The organism is Streptomyces sp. NPDC015661 (assembly GCF_043077765.1).
In the GTDB taxonomy this organism is placed as follows: Bacteria; Actinomycetota; Actinomycetes; order Streptomycetales; family Streptomycetaceae; genus Streptomyces.
Map to the genome: position 1 here is coordinate 83,129 of NZ_JBIBST010000010.1, position 18,413 is coordinate 101,541.

The window sequence follows — 18,413 nt, forward strand, 5'->3', positions numbered from 1 at the left end:
GCTTATGACCTGTGACACCCCGATCCGCCCCCGGGTTCGCAACCGGGCCCTCGGACAGGAAGAATCAGGGGCCACGGGGCCGTACCCTCATGGCCCGTACGGGGAGGTGGCAGGCAAGTGGAACAGCTGACGCAGCACGACCCGAGACGTATCGGGCCCTTCGAGGTGCTGGGCCGGCTCGGCGCGGGCGGAATGGGCCTGGTCTATCTCGCGCGCTCGGCCTCGGGCCGGCGCGTGGCGATCAAGACCGTGCGCACGGAGCTCGCGGAGGACCAGCTGTTCCGGGTCCGCTTCACCCGGGAGGTGGAGGCCGCCCGGGCGGTCTCCGGCTTCTACACGGCCGCCGTCGTCGACGCCGACCCGCGCGCCGCCGTGCCCTGGCTGGCCACCGCCTACGTCCCGGCGCCCTCCCTCGAAGAGATAGTGAACGAGTGCGGGCCGCTCCCGGCCCAGGCCGTCCGCTGGCTCGCCGCGGGCGTCGCCGAGGCCCTGCAGTCCATCCACGGCGCGGGCCTGGTCCACCGCGACCTCAAGCCCTCCAACGTCCTCGTCGTCGAGGACGGCCCCCGGGTGATCGACTTCGGCATCGCGTCGGGCGTCTCCAACACGCGCCTGACCATGACCAACGTCGCCGTCGGCACCCCGGCCTACATGTCGCCCGAGCAGGCCCGCGACTCGCGCAGCGTCACCGGCGCCAGCGACGTCTTCTCGCTGGGCTCGATGCTGGTCTTCGCCGCCACCGGGCACGCGCCCTTCCACGGCGCCAACCCGGTCGAGACCGTCTTCATGCTGCTCCGCGAGGGCCCGGACCTGGAGGGCCTCCCGGACGAGCTGCGGCCCCTCATCGACTCCTGCATGCAGATGGACGTCACCCGCCGGCCCACCCCGGCCGACCTCCAGGCGCAGCTCGCCCCGCACCTCTTCGGTCCGGGCAGCGACGACAGCGGCACCGCCTCCGCCTGGCTGCCGCTGAGCGCCACCGCCATGATCGAGCGGCGCCGCGGCGGCGGCAGGTCGCTGCCCGGCCCGACCGCGCCGCCCCGGCCCCCGGCGGACCCGCCGGGCCCCCGCTCCGACCCCCGCTTCCCGGACCGCGCGCCCGAGCGGCCGGAGCACGCCCCGGACCACGCGGCCGTCGGCGGCCGGCACGCCGGTCCCGCCGAGAGCGCGGGCGGTCCCGTGCGCCTCGGCGGCGCGACCGTGCCGATCGGCCCCGGCCCCCGGGTCGCCGACACCCGGGCGGCGCTCGCCGTCGGCCGGGGCGCCGACGCGGGCCCGGCGACCGGCTGGATCCGCCCGCCCGGCGGCGGCCCGCACGGGGCCGAGCACGCCCCGCAGCACGGCTCCCGCCCGGTGTCCGTGCCCGCGCAGGGCGCCGACCAGGCGGCGCCGCAGCCCCCGCCGGAGCCCGGCCCCTGGCGGCCGTGGCGCTTCCGGATGTCGAACGACGTCTGGGGCACCCCGGTCGTGGACGGCGACCTGCTGTACGTGACCTCCTTCGAGGTGCACGCCCTGGACACGGGGAGCGGCCGGCGCCAGTTCAAGACCCGGGACGTCGCCTGGTCGATGGCGGTCGCCTCGGGCCGTATCCACGCCTCGGACGGCCCCACCCTGTACGCCCTGGACGCCGCCGACGGTGGCGAGCGCTGGCGGCTGCACACGGACGCCTGGGTGTACTCGCTCCAGGTCGACCGGGGCACCGTCGTGACCGGTACCCGCGGCGGCGGGGTCCAGGGCTGGGAGGCGTCCAACGGCGCCAAGCTGTGGGAGCTCACCGGCGCCCAGACCGACTTCGAGACCCCGGAGGCGGGGCCCGCCGTGCACGGCGACACCGTGTACGTGTGGCGGGACGCCCGACTCCAGGCCCTCGACGCCCGCACGGGCGTGGAGCGCTGGTCGTACCCGATCGGCGACGCCGCCTCCTGCGGCAACGTGCCGGTCCGGGTGGCCCCGGCCGAGGACGGCTGCGTGTACGTCTCCGCCGGGACCCGGGTCCTGTCCATCGACATCGCCGCCGGTCACGTCCGCTGGCACTTCGAGGCGCCGGCGGTCTTCCTCTCCCCGCCCACGTTCGCGCCGGGACCGGCCGTCACGGGCGGCGGGGTGTACCTCTCGGACCACCTCGGCACGGTGTACGCGCTGGACGCGACCACCGGGCAGGACCGCTGGCGGATCGCGACCGAGCCGCGCCAGTCCATCGAGCCGGTGCTCGTCGCCGACGGCAACGTCCACGTCGGCAGCGGCAGCGCGCTCTACACGCTCGACGCGGTCACCGGCACCCCCCGGTGGCGGTTCGCGGCGGGCGGCGAGCTGGTCGGCTCCCCGGTCGTCGCCGACGGCCGGGTGCACTTCGGCTCGGCCGACCACGTCCTGTACACCCTGGACGCGACCGGCGGGCAGCTCCGCTGGAAGCTCGCGACCGGCGGCGAGATCACCGGCTCGCCGGTGGCGAAGGGCGGGGTCGTGTACGCCTGCAGCAAGGACCGCTGCGTGTACGCCCTCGACGCGGTCAAGGGCACGGCGACCGGCAGGGGCGCGGGCGCGCCGCGGATCTAGGGCCTGTCCGGACCCCGGGAGCCGTCCGTCGTGGGCGGCTCCTCCGGGGGCCACGTCAGCGTCTGCTCCGACGGGCTCGGGTCCGCCGGGAACGCACCCGGCGTCCGGTCCGCCGGGGGCCGGTCCGTGGGAGGCGCCGAGGGCCCCGGCGGCTGACCGTCCAGGGGCGGGTGGGCGTGCCGTGGCGCCCGGTCCACCCGGTGCGTACGGCTCCGGCCCGACATGACGAGCGCGCCGAGGAGCAGCAGGATCCCGCCGCCGAAGGCGTTCGCGACCCCGTCGCCGAGCCCGGTGCCGTCGGCGTCGATGGTGAGGCTGCCCTCCGCCTCGCCGACCCGCACCATCCACAGGATCGTGAAGCCGAGGACGACGAGCCCGGCGAGGGCGACGAGGAGCCGGGAGCGGAGTACCACGCCGACGAGCGTGAGGAGGGCCGCGAAGGCGAAGGGCAGCAGGATCGAGCCCAGGACCTCGGCCTTCTCGTCGGTGATGCCGGTGAACAGCTCCCCGATGGCGTAGTCGCGCCCGTGACGGCCGTCGTACCAGGCACGGAAGGGGCTCCAGACGGCGGCCGTCGCTCCGGCGAGAGCCAGGACCGAGCCGGCGATGTTGCGGATCATCGATGCGGCCTCCTCGGCGGTCCCGCTCTCGTTCCCGACGCTACGCCGGGTGTGGGGCCCCCGCCACGTGGCGGGAACCCGGGGCTAGGGTGGCGCGGACACGACATGAAGAAGGGGGCGGCGGCGATGGTGCGGACACGCCTGAAGCTCGCGGCGACGCTCACGGTGGTGGTCCTCGCGCTGACCGGTTTCCACACCGGCAAGGGCGGCCACGGCAGCAGCGGCGGCAGCGGGAAGAGCAAGAGCGGCAAGAGCAAGAGCCGGAGCCACTCGGACTCCGACGACGACGATTCGGGCGGCGGCTGCTCCAGCGACGAGCAGGGCAACAACGACTACAGCGGCTCGGGCGGCTCCACGCCGAGCATCAGCCCTTCCCCCACCTCCGCCGCGGTCGAGGTCGTGGTCGTCGACTGCGTGAAGCCCGCGCAGAAGAAGCGCAAGGGAAAGCCCGCCCGCAAGGCGGACACCACGTCGACCCTGAAGATCACCTCGCACGACGCGCTGGCGGGCACGTACGAGGTGACCCTGGAGTTCAAGGGCGTCACGGGTTCGGCGGTCGACTCGGCCACGGCCGTCGTCACCGTCGGGCCCTACGAGGAGAAGACCTTCGAGGTCGCGATGAAGACCCCGAAGGCGGTCGCCTCGGTCAAGAACTGCTGGGTGTACGACGTGCGGAAGAAGTAGCAGTGGCGGGGACCGCCCCGTCCGTCACCGGAGCCGGTACTCGCCACTCCTTCGGGTGAACAGCTCCGCCTGCCGGTCCGCCGGGAGGTTCCCGAGCGTCACCAGGTGCGGGGCGTGCGCGAGGGCCGGGGTGCGGGAGGCGTCCCTGGTGGACCAGAGGGCCCGGACCGTGCCCTGGACGGCCCCGGTCGGGTACGAGGCGATGACGGCGGCGGCCCGGACGGCGGCGTCGAGGGCTCCGCCCGGCTCCGTCACCTCGCTGACCAGGCCCGTCTCGTAGGCGCGTCGGGCGGAGACCCGTTCGGCGGTGCCCATGAGGGCCATCCGGGCGATTTCTCCGTACGGCATCCGCTGCGCCATGTGGACGGTCTCGAAGGCGCTGACCATCCCGTAGGTGGTGTGCGGGTCGAAGAAGGTGGCGCTCTCGCCGGCGATCAGGAACTCGGCCTCGCCGAGCAGGTAGAAGGCCCCGCCGCAGGCCATGCCCTCGACGGCGGCGATCACCGGTTTCCACAGGTCGTTCGCCTTGGGGCCGATGGTGAGGAGGGGGTCGTCGATCGTGTACGGGGAGGAGGGCTGCGGGATCCTTCCGGCGTCCTCGCGGTCGATCCCGGTGCAGAAGGCCCGCCCGCCGGCCCCGGTGACGACGATCGCCCGGACCTCGTCCTCGTACCGGAAGCCACGCCAGACGGCGGAGAGTTCGCGGGCCATCTCCAGGGTGAGGGAGTTGTGCTTCCCGGGCCGGTCGAGGGTGACGACCGCGACACCGGTCTCCTTGTCGCGCTCGACCCGGATGCTCATGCGCGCTCCAGGAGCCAGCGGGGGACGGCGATGCCGTCGATCTCGGTGAAGGCGACCCGGACGGGGGCGCCGATGCGGAGCCGGGCCGGGTCGACCGAGTTCAGGGGGGCGTCGGGGGCGGCGACGACGTTGCCGGCGAGGCGGATGCGGGGTGCGTCGGCGAGTTCGACGAGCACCGCGTTGTACGGGGCCTGGGCGGCGTAGTCGGGCAGGAGCGGCGGGTGGGGGAGGACGTACGACCAGATCCGGCCGCGTCCCGACATGAGCCGCCACTCGCTGTCGAAGGACCGGCAGTGCGGGCAGCAGGGCCGGGGCGGAAAGCGGAGCTCGCCGCAGGCGGCGCAGGCCTGGACGCGGAGTTCGCCGCGGGCGGCGTACTCCCAGAAGGGGGCGCCGTCTTCGTCGATGACGGGGTTCAGCACGGTGATCAGCTCCTGAGGAGGATGGCCGATGTGGGGACGCCCTCGCCGGCCGTGACCAGGCAGGTGGCCGCGTCGGGGACCTGGGCGGTGGAGGTGCCGCGGAGCTGCTTCACGCCCTCGTTGATGAGGTTGAAGCCGTGCACGTACGCCTCGGAGAGCCCGCCGCCGCCGGTGTTGAGCGGCAGCCGCCCGCCGATCTCCAGGGCGCCCCCTTCGGTGAAGGCGCCGCCCTCGCCGCGTCCGCAGAAGCCGTAGCCCTCCAGGGAGAGCGGGACGAGCGGGGTGAAGGCGTCGTAGATCTGGGCGACGTCGACGTCGTCCGGGCCGAAGTCGGCGGTCTTCCACAGATGGCGGGCGGCGGTCCAGGCGGGCCCGGAGAGCGGGTCGTCGTTCCAGTAGTTGACCATGCCGTGGTGCTGGGCGGGCAGGCCCTGGGCGGCGGAGTGCACGTAGACGGGCTTCTGCCGGCAGTCACGGGCGCGCGCGGCGCTCACGATCACGCAGGCCAGCGCCCCGTCGGTCTCCAGGCAGTTGTCGAAGAGGCAGAGGGGTTCGCTGATCCAGCGGGCGGTCATGTACATCTCGCGGGTCAGCGGCCGCTCGTACATGATCGCGGCGGGGTTCTGGTTGGCGCGGTTGCGGCAGGCCAGGGCGACGTTGAAGAGGTGGTCGCGGGTGGCGCCGTACTCGTGCATGTAGCGGCGGGTGAGCATGCCGATCTCGTCGGCGGGGCGGAGCAGTCCGAAGGGGCGGGTCCACTGGCCGGGTGTGGGCAGCTGGACGGCGGTGTTCTTCCAGGGGCGCGGGCCGCTGCCCCGCTTCCGGGACCGCCAGGCGACGCCGACGCTCGCCTGGCCGGTGGCGACGGCGGCGGCGAGGTGTCCGACGGTGGCGCAGGACCCGCCTCCTCCGTACCCCACCTTGCTGAAGAAGGTGACGTCTCCGGCCCCGATGGCCTTGGCCACCTCGACCTCGTCGGTCTCCTCCATCGTGTACGAGGCGAAGGCGTCGACCTCGGACGGGTCGATCCCGGCGTCGTCGAGAGCGGCGAGGATCGCCCGGCAGGCGAGGGTCTTCTCGGTCTCGTGGAGCTGTTTCGCGAAGGCGGTCTGTCCTATCCCGACGATGGCCGTGGCGTCCTTGAGCACCGAACCTCCTCATGGGGCAGCACTGCTGACAGCGCGTCAGGCTACAACTAATCTGACGGATAGTCAGCTACTGGAGGTGGGGCATGGACGCGGGCAGGAACGCGGGCATGAACGTGGGGACGGGCGTGGGGACGGGCGTGGGGACGGACGTGGGTACGGACCCGGGCGAGGACCTGCGCGGGGACCTGGAATGGGGCACGATCCCCGGCCTCGTACGGGCGGCGACCGAGCGGTACGGGCAGCGGGAGGCCGTCGTCGACGGCCGCGTCCGCGTCACCTACGCCGAACTCGGGACGCGCGTCGAACGGGCGGCCGCCGCCTGCCTCGCCACCGGCATACGCACCGGGGACCGGGTCGCGATCTGGGCCCCCAACACCCTCGACTGGATCGTCTCCGCCCTCGGCGCGGTCACCGCCGGCGCCGTCCTCGTCCCCCTGAACACCCGCTTCAAGGGCACCGAGGCCGCCGACGTCCTCCGGCGCTCCCGGGCCAGGCTCCTCTTCGTCACCGGCACCTTCCTCGGCACCTCGTACGTGGCCTCCCTGCGCCGCTCGGGCATCGAACTCCCCGACCTGGAGCGGGTGGTGGTCCTCGGGGACACCGCCCCCGACGAGGCGGGCTGGACCACCCTGAAGGCCTTCCTCGCGGAGGGCGACACCGTCCCGGCCGCCCGGGTCCGCGCCCGCGCCGACGGCATCGACCCCGACGCCCCCTCCGACATCATCTACACCTCGGGCACCACCGGCCGCCCCAAGGGCGCCGTCATCAGCCACGCCCAGTCCCTGCGCTGCTACGCGATCTGGTCCGGGCTCGCGGGCCTGGCGGAGGGCGACCGCTACCTCGTGGTCAACCCCTTCTTCCACACCTTCGGCTACAAGGCCGGCATCCTCGCCTGCCTCATGCGGGGCGCCGTGATCGTCCCGCAGTCCGTCTTCACGGTGGACACCGTCCTCGCCAACATCGCCGCCGAACGCATCACCGTCCTCCCCGGCCCGCCCACCCTCCACCAGTCCCTCCTGGACCACCCGGCCCGCCCCGCGTCCGACCTGGCCACCCTCCGCCTCGTCGTGACGGGCGCGGCCGTGGTCCCGCTCCGGCTCGTCGAACGCCTCCGCTCCGAACTGGGCGTGGGCACGGTCCTCACGGCGTACGGCCTCTCCGAGGCGAGCGGCATCGTCACCATGTGCCGCCGCGACGACCCGGACGGGACGATCGCCGAGACCTCGGGCCGCCCGATCCCCGGCACGGAGGTACGCCTCTCGGAGACGGGCGAGGTCCTGGTCCGGGGCCACCACGTGATGAAGGGCTACTTCGAGGACGAGGAGGCGACGGCGGCGACGATCGACGCGGACGGCTGGCTGCACACCGGCGACATCGGCGTCCTGGACGAGGCCGGCAACCTCCGCATCACCGACCGCCTCAAGGACATGTTCATCGTCGGCGGCTTCAACGCCTACCCGGCCGAGATCGAACAGCTCCTCGGCCTGCACCCCGACATCGCGGACGTCGCCGTCATCGGCATCCCGGATCCGCGCCTCGGCGAGGTCGGCAAGGCCTTCGCGGTACGCCGGGCCGGGGCCAGGGTCACCGCGGACGACCTGATCGCCTGGTCGCGCCGGGAGATGGCGAACTACAAGGTGCCGAGGGAGGTCGAGTTCGTGACGGAGCTGCCGAGGAACGCGAGCGGGAAGGTCGTGAAGGGGGAGCTGAGGAAGCGAGCCTGACCGGGGGAGGAGGGCACCGCAACCAACTCCCATCGTGTACACGTCATACGGGCAAGCCTTCGTGTACGTACCTTCTCCCCTCAGGAGCAGCCGGTGCCGACGCAAGAGATCCCCCTCGCGCTCACCCCGCAACAGGCCGCCCAGGGCGTGATCCTCACCGTCCAGCTGCCGTCCGGCCCCGCCCACATCACCGTCCGCCCCTGCCGCCACGGCGAACTCGTCGCGGCGAGGCTCGGCGAGGGCACGGTGTACCTGCGCATCACGGTCGCAGGGGCCCCGGCGGCCCCCAAGAAGTCCGGCGGCCTCGGCTGCCTGGTCACCCTCGCCGTCGTCGGAGCCCTCGTCGGCGGCTCGTACCTCCTGAACCACGACAAGGACGAGACCCCCGGCAGCGCGGGCCCGGGCCCGATGCCGACCTACTCGTACGAGCCGTTCCCGAGCACGACCCCCACGGAGAAGGAACCCGACCCGTACGAGAAGGGCACCTGCCTCAACGGCACCCTCCCGAACTCGGAGACCGCGCAGAGCGTCAGCGGCGTGGAGGAGGTGTCGTGCTCGGCCTCGGACGCCCACTACAAGGTCATCCAGGCCTTCCCGTTCACCTCCGACATGAACAACTGCAACGCGAACCCGAAGACGGAGTACGCCTTCTCCCACCGCTACACGATGAACGGCACGACCATCAGCGAGTACGTCTACTGCCTCATCGGCCTCGGCTCGTACGCCCGCTGACGGGCCGGGGCACACGCTCCCCGCGTCCGCCTGCCCGGCGGACGCCCGGCGTATCCGCCGCCCGTGAGCGCGCACGCCGGAGGGGCCGGGCAGTTGCCCGGCCCCTCCTTTGTGCGGTGGTCCGATCGCGTTGCGCACGGGCCCTGCCCGGGCGGATCCCCCCTGGTTCCGCCGGGCGTCCCCCGAGCCCGTGTGCTCCCCCGTCGACCGGACCTCCCTCGGCTGGCCCCGGCAGCTCCCCCGAAGTCGCCGCCGCGGCCGTTCCCCGTCGGGAGTGGCTTAGTTGGCCGGCTCGGACGTGATGTGGATGTTGTCGGTCGTGGCGGTGCCGGTGTCGGCGGAGGCGGCCTGCGCCTCGGCGCCGCCCGCGACGTGGATGCCGATCTTCTCGGCTATCGCGGCGCCGTCCTCGCCGTCGGTGATGTGGATGTTCTTGGTGGTCACATCAGTGGTCTCGTCACCGGTGATGTGGATGTTGGTGGGGCTGACGGTGTCACTCACGGTGTGCAACCTCTCGCAGAATCGGGTGAGTCGGTGCTGAGGTGCCCGTCCGGCTGTTCCCCCGTGGACTGCCGGACGGGCACCTGCTGCAGGGCCGCTCACCCTAGTGCGTCCGAGTGAGGGTCTCCTGGGCGACCCGTCTGCCCCCCGACGCGACGGATCGACTGCTTCAGAGCATGTCGGACCGCGATAAACGAACGATGAACGTCCAGGCCAGGGAGGTCAGGCGACCGCTGCCGGATCGAGCAGTGCCCGTACGGTCTCGGCCTCGGGGGAGCCCAAGGAGTCGAAGACCTCCAGCGCGTCACGCCAGCAGACCTCCGCGCGCCCTGTCTGGCCGATGCCGGTGAGGGCGTGGCCGAGAACGGTCAGGACGTTGCCCCGCCTCCATTCGCCGCCGATGCCGCGCAGGACGGTCAGGGCCAGCTCCGCGTTCGACGCGGCCTGGGCGTACCGCCTTTCCGTGACCTCGGCCTCGGCGAGCCGGTACAGCGTCATCCCCTCCCAGAGCCGCTGCCGGCTGTCGCGGAAGACGGCGAGGGCTTCCTTGAGCCGCTCGGCGGCGGCGCTGAACTGACCGCTCTGAGCCAGCGCCATGCCCAGTGCATAGCGTCCGTTGGCCCCCTTCAGGGCGTGCCCGAGGGCGTCGTACGTGTCCGTGCCTTGTTGGGCGAGGCGCACCGCGCTGTCGGTGCGTCCTGTGATCAGGTGGATGCGGGAGAGGTTGCACAGCGCACTCGCCTCACCGGCAAGGTCCTCGCAGCTGCGGAAGTGTGCGATGGCGCCGGCGAAGTGCTGCTCCGCCTCTGCGTGGTTGTTCTGGTAGAACGCCATGACGCCCAGGATGTTCGGCGCCCAGCACAGGGGCAGCGGGTCGTCCACCGAGGTGGCCAGCCGCATGGCGGTGCGGGCCTCTTCGTCGGCCTGGGTGAAGCGGCCCGAGACGTGATGGCCGTACGCGAGGGCGATCGAGGCCCGGCACTCGGCACGGGAGTCGCCCTGACCGCCCGCCGCCCCCCGCAGCACCGTCGCCACCGCCTCGTACTCCTTCGAGTTCGCGCCCGACTCCGCCAGGTCCAGCGACGCCCACAGCAGGTCCACTCCCCTGCGGAGGGTGGACGGGGACGCCGCCGACTGGCGGACCGTTGCCAGGAGGCAGTTCGCTTCCGCGTACAGCCAGTCCTGGGCCTCGTGGCGGTCCGTGAAGGCGAGGCCCTCGTACGACGTCGGTTCCAGGTGGTCCACCAGGCGGTCGCCGGGGCGTTCGATGGCGTAGACGCGTGCCGCCGTCGAGAGGTAGAAGTCCAGGAGGCGGGAGAGCGCCGTCTCCTTCTCCGACGGGGGCTGTTCGTCGCGGTCCGCGCACGCACGCGCGTAGAGGCGCACCAGGTCGTGGTACCGGTAGCGGCCCGGAGCGGCGGACTCCACCAGGGACGTGTCGACCAGGGCCTCCAGGAGGTCCTCCGTGTCCCAGAGGGGGAGGTCGAGGACCGCCGCCGCTGCCGCCAGCGAGATGTCGGGGCCGTCCGCCAGCCCCAGGAGGCGGAAGGCGCGCGCCTGGGCCGGTTCCAGCTGCCCGTAGCCGAGTTCGAACGTCGCCTTGACCGCCAGGTCGCCCGCCTGGAGCTCGTCCAGCCGGCGGCGTTCGTCCGCCAGCTTCGCCGCGAGCACCGAGACCGTCCACGTGCGGCGCGCGGCGAGGCGCGACGCCGCGATGCGGATCGCCAGGGGGAGGAAGCCGCAGGCCGCGACCACGTCCAGGGCCGACTCCCGCTCGGCTCCCACCCGCTCCTCGCCGACGATGCGGGTGAACAGCTGGAGCGCCTCCTCCGGGGACATCACGTCCAGGTCCACCAGGTGCGCCCCCGCCAGGTCGACCATGCGGATGCGGCTCGTGACCAGGGCCGCGCAGCCCGCCGTACCCGGCAGGAGCGGGCGGATCTGCGCCGCGTCCCGCGCGTTGTCCAGGAGGACCAGGACCCGGCGGCCGTCCAGCGTCGAGCGGTACAGCGCCGCCCGGTCGTCGAGGGAGTCCGGGATGGCCGAGTCGGGGGTGCCCAGGGCCCGCAGGAACGAGCCGAGGACCGTTTCCGGTGCCGCCGCCCGCGAGCCCGCGCCCTGGAGGTCCACGTACAGCTGGCCGTCCGGGAAGTGCGGCCGGGCCTCGTGGGCGACGTGCACGGCGAGCGTCGTCTTGCCGACGCCGCCGATGCCCGCGAGTGCCGAGACCGCCATGACGTGCCCCTCGGCGGTGGCGAGCCGGGCCCCCAGTTCCCGTACGAACGCGGCGCGGCCCGTGAAGTCCGGGACCGTCGCCGGGAGCTGCGCCGGGCGGGCGACGGCCGCCGCCGTCGGCGCCGGCTCCTCGACCGGGCGGGCGAGTTCGGCGTCGGCCTGGAGGATCCGCTGCTGGAGACGGGAGAGTTCCGGGGTCGGGTCCACTCCCAGTTCGTCCGCGAGCAGCCGGCGCGTGTCCGCGTACACCGCGAGCGCCTCCGCCTGCCGGCCGCTGCGGTAGAGCGCGAGCATGAGGAGTTCGCGCAGGCGCTCCCGCAGCGGGTGCGCGGCGGTGAGCGCGGTGAGTTCGGAGACGGCCTCCGCGTGCGCGCCGACCTCCAGGTCGATGTCCAGGCGGGTTTCGAGGAGGGTGAGCCGCCACTCCTCCAGGCGGGTCCGCTGTGTCTCGGCGTACGGGCCGGGCAGGGAGGCCAGTACTTCGCCGTCCCACAGGTCCAGCGCCTCGGCGAGCTTCGCCCGCGCGGCCGTCCGGTCCCCGGCCGCGCGCAGCCTGTCCGCCTCGGCGGCCAGCTCCTGTGCCTCGGTCACGTCGAGCGCGGTCGTCCGCAGGGCGTATCCGCCGGACTCGCTGACCAGGACCTTCGGGTCGAGGGCCTTGCGGAGCCGGGAGGCGTACGTACGGACAGCGGCGAGCGCCTGGGAGGGCGGTTCCTCGCCCCAGAGCGCGTCGATCAGCTCGTGCGCGGTGGCGGTGCGGCCGCCGCGCAGGAGCAGTGCGGCGAGCAGGGCGCGCTGCTGCGGGGAGCCGGTGGGGACGGGTTCGCCGTCGCGCCAGGCGCGGACGGGGCCGAGCACGCCGAAGCGGAGCCCGTCGCCGGTCGGCTGCTGCGCGAGGGCTGTCTCCTCGGTGCCGGCCGCGCCCGGGTTCTGTTCACCACCGGCGGTGGCCGTCACCCGGCCGTTCCGCTGGGCGGGCACGCCAGGTCCGGCCTTGGCGTCGCTTTCGCCCGGGAATCGCGCCGGAACTCGCGGCCCGTTCTCACGGTCCATCGCTCCCCCTGCCCTTACCGCTGGTTTCGCCCAGGACAGTCTGCCTTGTCCGGAGGGAGTCCGTCAGCATCGGGTCGGCCGTTGTGCGGGCTGTTGCGGAGCCGTTGCACGGCCGTTCTGGCGCCCACTAGCTGACGGACCGTCAGATCGGCGCTACCGTGAAACCCATGGAGACCTTCCCGAAGATCATCTCGGTGGACGACCACACCGTGGAGCCCCCGCACGTCTGGCGGGACCGGCTCCCGTCCCGGTACCACGACACCGGCCCCCGGATCGTCCGCGCCCCGCTCAAGGAAATGACCTTCCTCGGCGGCAAGTTCGCCCCGGTCATGGGCGCCAAGGGGGACGACGGACCGATCGGCGACTGGTGGGTGTACGAGGACCTCCACCGGCCCCTCACCCGGCTCGACACCGCCGTCGGCTACGACCGGGACGAGATACGCCTCGAAGTCATCACCTACGAGCAGATGCGGCCCGGCTCCCACTCCGTCCCGGACCGGCTCGCCGACATGGACGTCAACCACGTCCAGTCCGCGCTCTGCTTCCCCACCTTCCCCCGCTTCTGCGGGCAGACCTTCACCGAGGCGAGCGACCGCGAGCTCGGGCTCCTCTGCGTCCGCGCCTACAACGACTGGATGGTCGAGGAGTGGTGCGGGCCCGAGGCGCACGGGCGGCTCATCCCGCTCACCCTCATCCCGCTCTGGGACCCCGAGCTCGCCGCCGCCGAGGTCCGGCGGAACGCCGCGCGAGGGGTCCGGGCCGTCGCCTTCTCCGAGATCCCGCCGCACCTCGGGCTCCCCTCGGTCCACACGGACCACTGGGACCCCTTCTTCCGCGCCTGCGACGAGACCGGCACGGTCATCGCCATGCACATCGGCTCCTCCAGCCGGATGCCGTCCACCTCCGCCGACGCCCCGCCGGCCGTCGGCTCCACCATCACCTTCGCCAACTGCTGCTTCTCGATGGTCGACTGGCTGATGAGCGGCAAGTTCGAGCGCTTCCCGAACCTGAGGATCATGTACGCCGAGGGGCAGATCGGCTGGATCCCGTACATCCTGGAGCGCGCCGACGTCGTCTGGGAGGAGAACCGCGCCTGGGGCGGCGTCGCCGACAAGGTCACGCGCCCGCCGTCCGAGCTCTTCGCGGACCACGTCTTCGGCTGCTTCTTCGACGACGCCTTCGGGCTCCGCAACCTCGACGCGATCGGGGCGGGGAACGTCCTGTACGAGACGGACTACCCGCACTCGGACTCCACCTGGCCCAAGTCGAAGGAGGTCGGCGAGGCCCAGATGGGCCACCTGCCCTCCGACGTCGTCGAGCGGATCGTCCGCGGCAACGCGATCGACCTCCTCGGGCTGTCCCCGGAAGGGCTCTGGCGGCCGTAGCCCCCGTGACCTCGGCCGGGTCCCCCGAGGGGCCCGGCCGAGGTCGTCGCCCCATTGGCCCAACGTGAACCACCCCTGATGGCGGAGTGTCACAGGCTGTGCGCGAATAGTAGTCAAGTGTGCGTTTCTTGCACATACGAGACAGCCACGGTGGACGTCCCCCGGGATGTTCACGAACGGAGCCTGTGACATGACCACCGACCTCCCGCACATACATCCGGCGGACGACGACATCGCACCGACCACAGAGCCCACGACAGAGCCCACAGAGCCCCGCCCGTCGGTTGTCTTCTCGTCCCCGGTCCTCGGCGCACCTCCCCTCCCCGGGCTCCCGCCCGAGCCGGAGTCCCCGGCCGGCCCCGAGCCGCAGACCGCTTCCGAGTCCCCGGTCGCCCCCGAGCCGCAGATCCCTTCCGAGGCCCTGGTCGCCCCCGAGCCGCAGAACGCCTTCGAGTCTCCGGTCGCCCCCGAGCCGCAGACCGCTTCCGAGTCCCCGGAGGAGTCCGGTGACGAAGCGGTGCACACCCTTCTGCGGACGGCGGCCACCGAGCGGCCCGTCGAGGAGGTCGCCACGCTGGTCGCCCGTCTCCAGGAGACCGGCGAGCTCTCCAGCCCCGCGGACGTGGCGCTCCGCGCGGCCGCCGTCACCCGCCCGCTCGACGAGGTGCGCCAGCTGCTCGCGCTCCTGAACGCCTCCGGCTACGACCTCCACCAGGCCGAGACCACGCTGCGCGCCGCGGCGGTGGGCCGGCCGGTCGAGGACGTGGTCCGGCTCGTCGGCATCCTCGGTGCCGACAGCAGCGACTGGCGGTCCACCACGGGCGGGGGCGACGACGTGGCGCGGAAGGCCGAATCCGGCGGAGCCGCACCGGTCGCCACCGTCCCCGGGCGCGCCGGCGGCGCCGCCAAGGGGCGGAAGTCCCCGCTGGACGGCGCCCTGGCCGCGGGTCCCGGCAGTCATGTCTCCTCTCCCGCGCTGCGGTCGGTGCTGCGCTGGCCCGCGGCGGTCGCGCTGTTCGCCTGCGGTCTCATCCATCTGCCGACGGACCTCGACGGCCTCCGCTCGGGCGGTGACGCGCAGGCGCTGTCCGTGGTCGTCACCGTGCTCTGCCTGGCGTGCGCGGTGTGGCTCGCGGCCCGGGACACCCTGATCGCCTGGGCGGCCGCCGCAGGGGTCGCCGTCTTCGTCATCGCGCTCCACGGAGTCGCGGGCGTGCGCACCGTCGAGCTGCTGAGCGGCAGCCTCGGCACCGCCTTCGCCTGGGCGAAGGCGCTCGCGCTCCTGAGTGCCGTGGCCATCGTCTGCCTGGCCTGCGCGGCCGTGGTGCGCCATGTGAGGACGGCCGGCGCGGCGGACGGCGCCTGACCCGCCGCCGTACGAAGACCGCTGCCTTACGAAGACCAACGCCGTACGAAGACCACCGCCGTACGAAGACCGCCGCCGTACGAAGACCGTCCCCGCCCGGGCAGCTCCGCGCTGTCCGGGCGGGGGCGTGCCGGGCACCCGGAAGCTCCTACCCCTTGCCTGATGGATCGTCAGGTACGAGCATGGCCCTGCTCGTTGAAGTGACGGTCCGTCAGGTAAGGGGTTCCCCATGGTGGTCTACGGCATGCAGCTGCCGGTCCAGTCGCAGAGCACCCTCTACGCCGAGCCCTGGGAGGCGGCCGCGGGCCCGGCGGATCTGCTCGCCGTCGCCCGGGCCGCCGACGCCCACGGCTTCGACTACCTCGCGAGCTGCGACCACGTCGCCATCCCGCGCCGGCTCGCCGGGCCGATGAGCACGGTCTGGTACGACCCGGTCGCCACGCTCTCCTTCCTCGCCGCCGCCACCGAGCGGGTCCGGCTGCTCTCGCACGTCGCCGTCGTCGGTCTGCGCCATCCGCTCGTCACGGCGAAGGCGTACGCGACGCTCGACCACCTCTCCGGCGGCCGGCTGGTCCTCGGGGTCGGCGCCGGGCACGTCCAGGAGGAGTTCGAGGCGCTCGGCGTGGACTTCGCCCGCCGGGGCGCCGTGCTCGACGAGACGGTCGACGCGCTGCGGGCGGCCCTCGGGCCCGAGGAGTACCCGGAGCACCTGGGGGAGCGGTTCGCCTTCAAGGACCTCGGGCAGCTGCCCCGACCCGCGCAGGAGCGGGTCCCGCTCTGGGTGGGCGGCTCCTCGCCGGCCGCCGTGCGCCGTGCCGCCCTCAAGGGTGACGGCTGGCTGCCGCAGGGCGACCCGCGCGAGAAGCTCGCCGGGCAGGTCGCGACGCTGCTGCGGCTCCGTACCGAGGCCGGGATCGCGGAGCCGATCACCGTCGGCGCGATCACCGAGGCGCTGTACGTCGGCGCGCCCGGCTGGGAGGTCGGCAGGCGCACCCTGAGCGGCCGTCCGGAGGAGCTCGCCGCCTCCCTGCGGGCGTACGGGGAGATGGGCGTGCACCAGATCCAGGTCCGGTTCCGGTCCCGGAGCCGTGCCGAACTCATCGACCAGATGGCGGCCTTCGGTACGGAGGTCGCACCTCATCTCTAAGGAGTGCGGACATGGGCAAGCTCGACGGGCGGGTCGTCCTCGTCACCGGGGCGGCGCGCGGGCAGGGCGAGCAGGAGGCGCGGCTGTTCGCCGCCGAGGGGGCGAAGGTGGTCCTCGGGGACGTCCTGGACGACGCGGGGGAGGCGCTGGCCAAGGAGCTGGGGGAGGACCGGGCCGCGTACGTCCGTCTGGACGTGACGAGCGAGGGGGAGTGGGCGGCGGCCGTGGCGGCGGCCAAGGAGCGGTTCGGGAAGATCGACGGGCTCGTCAACAACGCGGGCATCCTCCGCTTCAACGAGCTGGTGGCGACACCCCTGGAGGAGTTCCAGGCGATCGTGTCCGTCAACCAGACCGGCTGCTTCCTGGGCATCCGCACGGTCGCGCCCGAGATCGCGGCGGCCGGCGGGGGGACGATCGTCAACACCGCCTCGTACACCGGTCTGACGGGGATGGCCGGGGTCGGCGCCTACGCCGCCTCCAAGCACGCCGTGCTCGGGCTCACCAGGGTCGCCGCGCTGGAGCTGGCCGCCAAGGGCGTACGGGTGAACGCCGTCTGCCCGGGCGCGATCGACACCCCCATGAGCAACCCGGAGGGCGTGGACCCGGCGGCCACGGCCGAGCTGTACCGCAAGCTCGTGCCGCTCGGCCGGATCGGGCGGCCGGAGGAGGTGGCGGCCCTCGCGCTCTTCCTGACCGGGGAGGACTCGGCGTACATCACGGGCCAGCCGTTCGTGATCGACGGCGGCTGGCTGGCCGGAGTGAGCCTCTTCTGACGCCTCGTCAGGTATTGACGCACCTGCGTGGCGGTGCGAGAGTCGGGCACATCAAGGAATCTGACGGATCGTCAGAAACAATGAGGACGGTGAACCCCCTTGGAATTCGGGATCTTCGTACAGGGATACGTCGGCAAGCGCGCCGAGACCGATCCCGAAGCCGAGCACAAGGCCCTCATGGAGGAGACCGAGTACGTCATCCAGGCCGACAAGTCCGGCTTCAAGTACGCCTGGGCCTCCGAGCACCACTTCCTGGAGGAGTACTCGCACCTCTCCGCCAACGACGTCTACCTGGGCTACCTCGCCCACGCCACCGACCGGATCCACCTCGGCTCCGGCATCTTCAACCCCCTCGCCCCCGTCAACCACCCGGTCAAGGTCGCCGAGAAGGTCGCGATGCTCGACCACCTCTCCGGCGGCCGCTTCGAGTTCGGCTCCGGCCGCGGGGCGGGCTCCCACGAGATCCTCGGGTTCATGCCGGGCATCACCGACATGAACCACACGAAGGAGATCTGGGAGGAGACCATCGCCGAGTTCCCCAAGATGTGGCTCCAGGACGAGTACGTGGGCTTCCAGGGCAAGCACTGGTCGCTGCCGCCCCGCAAGGTCCTCCCCAAGCCGTACGGGAAGTCCCACCCCGCCATGTGGTACGCGGCCGGGTCCCCCTCCTCGTACGCCATGGCCGGGAAGATGGGCCTCGGCGTCCTGGGATTCAGCGTCCAGAAGGTCTCCGACATGGAGTGGGTCGTCGAGTCCTACAAGAACGCGATCAAGGAGGCCAAGGCGGTCGGCGACTTCGTCAACGACAACGTCATGGTCACCTCGACCGCGATCTGCGCCGAGACCCACGAGAAGGCCGTCGAGATCGCGGTCGGCGGCGGACTGAACTACCTCCAGTCCCTCCTCTTCCGCTACCACGACACCTTCCCGCGGCCCGAGGGCATCCCCGAGTGGCCCGAGCTCCTCCCCGAGTACTCGGCCGAGATCATCGAACTCCTCATCCAGGAGGAACTGATGATCTGCGGCGACCCGAGCGAGGTCCTGGCGCAGTGCAAGCGCTGGGAGCAGGCCGGCGCCGACCAGCTGTCCTTCGGCCTCCCGATCGGGATCTCGTACGAGGACACGATGAACTCGATCAAGCTGATCGGGGAGCACGTGATCCCGGAGATCGACACGGACCCGGTCCACCGCACGACCCGCTTCCGCCGGGCGGCGGGGAACTGACCCCACCCACGAGCGCGGGGCGGTGCCTTCCCGGACCGCCGC

15 protein-coding genes are annotated in these 18,413 nt (G+C 72.7%); 9 read left to right on the forward strand and 6 right to left on the reverse strand.

All coding sequences use genetic code 11. From position 1 onward, the window contains the following. Positions 1-117 precede the first annotated feature (117 nt). The gene (locus ACF07V_RS26520; RefSeq protein ID WP_392157769.1) at positions 118-2,556 is read left to right on the forward strand and encodes a PQQ-binding-like beta-propeller repeat protein; all 2,439 of its coding nucleotides are present in this window, start codon (positions 118-120) and stop codon (positions 2,554-2,556) included. On the opposite strand, the gene ACF07V_RS26525 is transcribed toward ACF07V_RS26520, so the two are convergent. Further along, positions 2,553-3,176: a hypothetical protein gene (locus tag ACF07V_RS26525; protein ID WP_392157770.1), complete on the reverse strand. Its 624-nt coding sequence runs from the start codon at positions 3,174-3,176 to the stop codon at positions 2,553-2,555. The two genes, ACF07V_RS26520 and ACF07V_RS26525, sit on opposite strands and share 4 nt — an antisense overlap. Positions 3,177-3,302: 126 nt before the next feature. Between ACF07V_RS26525 and ACF07V_RS26530 the strand changes: the two genes are divergently transcribed. Next, on the forward strand, positions 3,303-3,860 hold the full coding sequence (locus tag ACF07V_RS26530; RefSeq protein ID WP_392157771.1) for a hypothetical protein: 558 nt from the start codon (positions 3,303-3,305) through the stop codon (positions 3,858-3,860). A 24-nt stretch (positions 3,861-3,884) separates the two neighbouring features. Here ACF07V_RS26530 and ACF07V_RS26535 read toward each other — a convergent pair whose 3' ends face one another. The 3 genes from ACF07V_RS26535 to ACF07V_RS26545 are packed head-to-tail and all read right to left on the reverse strand — an operon-like array spanning position 3,885 to position 6,231. Continuing rightward, positions 3,885-4,661: an enoyl-CoA hydratase/isomerase family protein gene (locus ACF07V_RS26535; RefSeq protein ID WP_392157772.1), complete on the reverse strand. Its 777-nt coding sequence runs from the start codon at positions 4,659-4,661 to the stop codon at positions 3,885-3,887. Further along, positions 4,658-5,083, reverse strand: a complete 426-nt coding sequence (locus tag ACF07V_RS26540) for a Zn-ribbon domain-containing OB-fold protein (RefSeq protein WP_392157773.1) — start codon at positions 5,081-5,083, stop codon at positions 4,658-4,660. Before ACF07V_RS26540 ends, ACF07V_RS26535 begins: the two co-directional genes overlap by 4 nt. A 5-nt stretch (positions 5,084-5,088) precedes the next feature. Then, positions 5,089-6,231, reverse strand: a complete 1,143-nt coding sequence (locus tag ACF07V_RS26545) for a lipid-transfer protein (RefSeq protein ID WP_392157775.1) — start codon at positions 6,229-6,231, stop codon at positions 5,089-5,091. Positions 6,232-6,404: 173 nt separating this feature from the next. On the opposite strand from ACF07V_RS26545, the gene ACF07V_RS26550 reads away from it, so the two are divergent. Both ACF07V_RS26550 and ACF07V_RS26555 read left to right on the forward strand, forming a co-directional pair. Beyond that, complete coding sequence (locus tag ACF07V_RS26550; RefSeq protein WP_392158153.1) at positions 6,405-7,955, forward strand: FadD3 family acyl-CoA ligase; 1,551 nt, start codon at positions 6,405-6,407, stop codon at positions 7,953-7,955. Between the two features lie 93 nt (positions 7,956-8,048). Further along, entirely contained in the window at positions 8,049-8,687 is a 639-nt protein-coding gene (locus ACF07V_RS26555; RefSeq protein ID WP_392157777.1) for a hypothetical protein, read from the forward strand. 279 nt (positions 8,688-8,966) lie between these two features. On the opposite strand, the gene ACF07V_RS26560 is transcribed toward ACF07V_RS26555, so the two are convergent. Then, positions 8,967-9,188 (reverse strand): hypothetical protein, encoded by a 222-nt coding sequence (locus ACF07V_RS26560; RefSeq protein ID WP_392157778.1) that lies wholly within the window; start codon positions 9,186-9,188, stop codon positions 8,967-8,969. A 222-nt stretch (positions 9,189-9,410) separates the two neighbouring features. Beyond that, a complete protein-coding gene (locus ACF07V_RS26565) occupies positions 9,411-12,476 on the reverse strand; it encodes a BTAD domain-containing putative transcriptional regulator (RefSeq protein WP_392157779.1) in 3,066 nt (1,021 codons plus the stop codon). Between the two features lie 167 nt (positions 12,477-12,643). On the opposite strand from ACF07V_RS26565, the gene ACF07V_RS26570 reads away from it, so the two are divergent. From ACF07V_RS26570 to ACF07V_RS26590, 5 genes are all read left to right on the forward strand, one after another. Beyond that, positions 12,644-13,861: an amidohydrolase family protein gene (locus tag ACF07V_RS26570; RefSeq protein ID WP_392157780.1), complete on the forward strand. Its 1,218-nt coding sequence runs from the start codon at positions 12,644-12,646 to the stop codon at positions 13,859-13,861. 190 nt (positions 13,862-14,051) lie between these two features. Then, entirely contained in the window at positions 14,052-15,227 is a 1,176-nt protein-coding gene (locus tag ACF07V_RS26575) for a hypothetical protein (RefSeq protein WP_392157781.1), read from the forward strand. 229 nt (positions 15,228-15,456) lie between these two features. After that, positions 15,457-16,374, forward strand: coding sequence for a TIGR03619 family F420-dependent LLM class oxidoreductase (locus ACF07V_RS26580; RefSeq protein ID WP_392157783.1), 918 nt, complete (start codon positions 15,457-15,459; stop codon positions 16,372-16,374). An 11-nt stretch (positions 16,375-16,385) separates the two neighbouring features. After that, complete coding sequence (locus ACF07V_RS26585; protein ID WP_392157784.1) at positions 16,386-17,147, forward strand: SDR family NAD(P)-dependent oxidoreductase; 762 nt, start codon at positions 16,386-16,388, stop codon at positions 17,145-17,147. 99 nt (positions 17,148-17,246) lie between these two features. Next, a complete protein-coding gene (locus tag ACF07V_RS26590; RefSeq protein ID WP_392157786.1) occupies positions 17,247-18,371 on the forward strand; it encodes an LLM class flavin-dependent oxidoreductase in 1,125 nt (374 codons plus the stop codon). Positions 18,372-18,413 lie beyond the last annotated feature (42 nt).

What these genes read in the sequence shown, in the direction of transcription:
- ACF07V_RS26525 (WP_392157770.1), bottom strand. Translation starts at nt 3,176, where the DNA reads ATGATCCGCAACATCGCCGGCTCGGTCCTGGCTCTCGCCGGAGCGACG.
- ACF07V_RS26530 (WP_392157771.1), top strand. Translation starts at nt 3,303, where the DNA reads ATGGTGCGGACACGCCTGAAGCTCGCGGCGACGCTCACGGTGGTGGTC.
- ACF07V_RS26535 (WP_392157772.1), bottom strand. Translation starts at nt 4,661, where the DNA reads ATGAGCATCCGGGTCGAGCGCGACAAGGAGACCGGTGTCGCGGTCGTC.
- ACF07V_RS26565 (WP_392157779.1), bottom strand. Translation starts at nt 12,476, where the DNA reads ATGGACCGTGAGAACGGGCCGCGAGTTCCGGCGCGATTCCCGGGCGAA.
- ACF07V_RS26570 (WP_392157780.1), top strand. Translation starts at nt 12,644, where the DNA reads ATGGAGACCTTCCCGAAGATCATCTCGGTGGACGACCACACCGTGGAG.
- ACF07V_RS26575 (WP_392157781.1), top strand. Translation starts at nt 14,052, where the DNA reads ATGACCACCGACCTCCCGCACATACATCCGGCGGACGACGACATCGCA.
- ACF07V_RS26580 (WP_392157783.1), top strand. Translation starts at nt 15,457, where the DNA reads ATGGTGGTCTACGGCATGCAGCTGCCGGTCCAGTCGCAGAGCACCCTC.
- ACF07V_RS26585 (WP_392157784.1), top strand. Translation starts at nt 16,386, where the DNA reads ATGGGCAAGCTCGACGGGCGGGTCGTCCTCGTCACCGGGGCGGCGCGC.